Consider the following 4512-nt stretch of genomic DNA (forward strand, 5'->3'; position numbering starts at 1 on the left):
CACACTTCTCACACTTCTCACACTTCACACAAAAAAACATCGGACTGTTTACTTTGGGTACATAAACGCTTGGATTTGATTTAACGTCAGCTGTGGCGTAGCCCCATGAGACTGAGCAACCATAGCACCCACTGCACAAGCAAAATCAATCGCATACTGCGGATTAGTATCAGTGCACAATTGATACAGTAACGACCCTAAAAAAGAATCTCCGGCGCCAACGGTATCAACTACATTGACTAAATAACCTGAATTATAATACTTCTTCCCAGCAATACTCAGTAATGCACCATGACTGCCTTTGGTGACACATAAATAATCGGTATGGGTTTGGACAGCAATAAACTCGAGATTTTGCTCAAGTGAGTGAAATGGCGAGCCCATGGCCTTAGCGATTTCGTAGAGTTCATCATCATTGAGCTTAATAAAATCTGCTTGCTTCATTAACTCGACAATACTCTCAAGTTGATAATGTGGCGCACGAAGATTGACATCAAACACACTAAATTTGGCTAAACCTACCAGCGCCGTTAATGTACCAAGTGACACCGCACTTCGACCGATTAAACTGCCAAACACCAACACATCTGAACAATGAACAAGATCGATGATAGCGTCAGTTAATGCGATATTGTCCCACGCAGTATCCGCGACGATGTCATAAGACGCCGAACCACTTTTATCTAAGCTCACTTGCACTGTACTGGTACTTTTTTCGGTATCAATGGCGATACAATTCCGATTAACGCCGCGTTCATCAATGAAAGCCAATAATTCATGACCCAATTGATCGTCGCCAACCGCACTGATCATTGCCCCTTTAATCCCCAAGGCGTTGAGTCTGACACAGACATTTAACGGCGCGCCGCCAACGCGTTTACCGTCAGGAAAACAGTCCCATAATACCTCACCAAAACAGCTGATATTGATATCTTCGGTGGCTTTATGATTGATTAATATACTGTTCATCACTATTCCTTAGCGTCTAATCTTGCTTGCATAATGGTTTTAATCTCACTTTCTGGTGCATATAAGGCCGCAATCGCTTGGCGATAATCTTGGCAAAAGCTTGCTTGATGACAAAGATCACCAAATAAATCGCTTAACTGTAAAAAAGCCAACGGATCTTGCGACGTCTTGCTGGCAAAATCGTGTAATTGCGGTGCCATTTGGTCACTAATCGCTAATGTCTGCCCCTGCTGATCGACGCGCTTATCACTGTATAAACACCATGCCGCAATCACTAAAGTCGCCAATGAGCTATCGCGGCCTAAGGCGATATTTTCATTAATCGATGCAATGATAAATTTAGGCAATTTTGCCGAACTTTCTGAGCAAATACGCGCCAAACTGTCTTTAATGTTCGGATTGGCAAAACGTTCAATTAAGGTGTCTTTGTATTGGGTTAAATCAATCCCTTCAAGTTGTTCAATTAACGGCGTGACTTCATCGTCCATAAAGCGGCGTAAGTAGCCTGCAAATAGTGGATCAGATACTGACTCATCAATGGTGGCAAAGCCATGGATAGAGCCTAATAAACCTAATACTGAATGGCCAGCATTTAATAAGCGGATCTTCATTTTTTCAAACGGAGTAACATCAGCCACAAATTGTGCACCGACATTATCTAACGGTGGACGACCATCACTAAAATTATCTTCAATGACCCATTGGCTAAACGCTTCACACGTGATCGGCCATTGATCATTAATACCTAAGGTACTGGCAACATAGTCAATGTCGGCTTTGGTGGTCACTGGGGTGATACGATCTACCATCGCATTAGGAAACGAGACATTGTCTGCTATCCATTTGCCTAATTGAGTATCGTTTTTATTCACAAATGCCAACAGCATTTTACGAGTCATATCACCGTTATGCTGAATATTGTCACAAGACTGCACCGTAAAAGGTTTCATCCCTTTGATTTTACGTTGCTTCAATGCGGCAGTTAGATAACCAAATGCGGTAATAGGATCTTCTGGATGACTCATGTCATGAATAATATCTGGGTTAGAGTAATCAAACTCACCCGTAGCAGGGTTAAAGTTATAGCCCCCTTCAGTAATTGTCAGTGACACAATTTTAGTATGTTGATGTATCAATCGATCAATCACGGCTTGCTTATTTTCTGGTGCGAACAGAAAATCAATCATAGCACCAATCACTTGATGATCAATCTGACCATTCGGATGACGCACGGTTAAACTGTATAAGTAGTCTTGTTTAACCAACACATCACGTAAACTACGATTGGCTTCTAATAAACCAACGCCACAAATAGCCCAAGATTCAGAGCCCGGCTGTTTTAATAACTCATTAATGTATACCGCTTGATGAGCACGGTGGAAACCGCCAACACCAATGTGAACGATACCTGCTGTTAACTTACTACGATCGTACCTAGGTACATCAACATCACTAGGTAAAGTGGATAAACATTGTTGATTTAAGGTCTTAAGTGGAACGCTTACTTGTTGAGCGTGATGCATATACATGCCTCATAAAATAATAAATGATGGAACTGAATGTTATTTGAACCAAATAACACTTCAGACTAAGACTCATTTGCCGTTGTTCGTATAAATCTTGGTTCAGCAGTATGATAATTTAATTTTTTATGTCTTCTTAATGCGACATAAGAACAACTAAAATAAATAACAGTACAAACCAGGCAGATGGTTTCAAACAGTGATTTATTAACGGCATAGATCTCCATCGTTGGGCTATAAAACATCACTCTTGCCGCCAAAATGCTAATCATAACTAATGAGAAAAATGCAAAACCATTGAGTAATTTCGTTAATTTACTGTGGTCTTCAACGTGAGGATTATCACCTTTGGCCATAGTATCCTGATATTGTGCAATTTGCTTTTGCTCTATTTCATCAGCTTTAATATGTTCAGAATAATCCAAACCTGCACCATATTTATTAGCTAATAAAGTATAAATAATAATGGTGAATATCCATGTAGGAATAAACAAATAATAAAATGAAATAATATCAAGCGTATTTAGGCCAAAACCAAACACGAGTGCTAATGCCCAAGATGCAATTGCCGGAGTGCTCTTGGTTAAGTTTTGATATTTAGCCCAATAACGAGTTAAACCAATCTTAGGAAATAACACGTGTTCAGCAAACACTATGCCTCCCACAGGAACGACTAATAAACCAGCGTAAGTCAATAAGGGTAACATCTGAGTAAATACAAACGGGAAACAGGCAATCACCATGGTCACAAGACCGACTATCGCAGTAGTCCGTTCACGAGATTGTTTAACAAATATCGACTGTGCAGCTAATCCTGCGCGATAGAGATTGGCGTTAGCAGTAGTCCAACCGGCAATAATAATAATCACAAAGCCAGAAAAACCTAGAGCTTGATATGCCACATCACCAGGATCGAGTTGACTAATAGTGGTCTTAAGTATGACGGCAGTCCCCGCCCCCATAATACCTGCGGAGATCCACGCTAAGTAATGACCAAAGAACATCCCGACACCTGATAATAAACCATAACTTTTACGTTTAGCGAAACGAAAAATTGCCATATCAATCAAACCGAAATGAGTAATTGAATTGGCGGCCCATGCAAAACCAATCACTTCGAGCAAGCCAATACCAGGCTCGCCTTTATCATTTAAGCCCGTCCAGATTGAACTATCACCTATCGTCATAAAATCTTGCCAGCTATTGAGAGTGGTGCTACCAATCACATGATTTGATAACGCTGGGAATAACGAAAAAGAACCCGCGATGAAGATAACAAATAACCAAGGCGCACAGATTTTAGAAAAATCTGCCACAGTCGAGAAACCATACATGGCGACCACAACAACAATTGAGCCAACGGCTAATACAATCATCACAAACCATAGACTACTGGGATACCAATTTAACTGTGCGGGAATATCAAACAAGAAGCGAACTGCAGTGGATGATACAGTGATCATTGCTGCCGATATCACCGAAAAGATCACCACGTTTGCCCAATTATAAAGCTTAGTCATCGAATCGCCGGCAATTTTATTTAAGTAATTATATAAACTTAAACGCGTTTCGACCGCAATTGGTGCAGTTAATAGCCACCATGAACACATGGCTAGTAGGTTACCAATAAGTAAGCCTAAAAGAATATCAATGGTCGACGCCCCTAAAGCGACAAACGTTGCCCCAATAACAAATTCAGTTGCGGCAACATGCTCCCCAGCATACAAACCTGCAAAATGTTTCCAACCGTGCAATTTATTTTTGGCAACGGGAAGTTGCTCTTCATTCATCAGTTTGAATGAAGCCTCATGTTGACTTATTGTCATTATTTTTATTTCCTGTTTAGGAGATAAGTAAAACCCTCACCTAAAAACGATGATAAAGTGATACTGTATAACCTTTACTGACTATTTATTATTTCGCTTGAGTAGAAATAATAACCCCATTTATATTTTTATCGTCCTTATTAATGACTAAAGTATTAGTATTAGTAAGATTATGGATGCTAACTTACTCGCTG

The 4512-nt window shown here is 40.2% G+C and carries 3 protein-coding genes; all 3 read right to left on the reverse strand.

What is annotated here, in order from left to right:
- Positions 1-48: 48 nt before the first annotated feature.
- From H5123_RS20170 to H5123_RS20180, 3 genes are read right to left on the reverse strand one after another with little or no spacing between them, the layout of a single operon-like run.
- Positions 49-969 carry a carbohydrate kinase gene (locus H5123_RS20170; protein ID WP_182699073.1) on the reverse strand — a complete coding sequence of 307 codons (921 nt, stop codon included), beginning with the start codon at positions 967-969 and terminating at the stop codon, positions 49-51.
- Positions 970-971: 2 nt separating this feature from the next.
- On the reverse strand, positions 972-2498 hold the full coding sequence (locus H5123_RS20175; protein ID WP_404948332.1) for a mannitol dehydrogenase family protein: 1527 nt from the start codon (positions 2496-2498) through the stop codon (positions 972-974).
- Positions 2499-2557: 59 nt separating this feature from the next.
- Positions 2558-4318 (reverse strand): cytosine permease, encoded by a 1761-nt coding sequence (locus H5123_RS20180; RefSeq protein WP_182699075.1) that lies wholly within the window; start codon positions 4316-4318, stop codon positions 2558-2560.
- Between the last annotated feature and the right edge of the window lie 194 nt (positions 4319-4512).

The organism is Shewanella sp. SR43-4, from assembly GCF_014163845.1.
GTDB classification, from domain to species: domain Bacteria; phylum Pseudomonadota; class Gammaproteobacteria; order Enterobacterales; family Shewanellaceae; genus Shewanella; species Shewanella vesiculosa.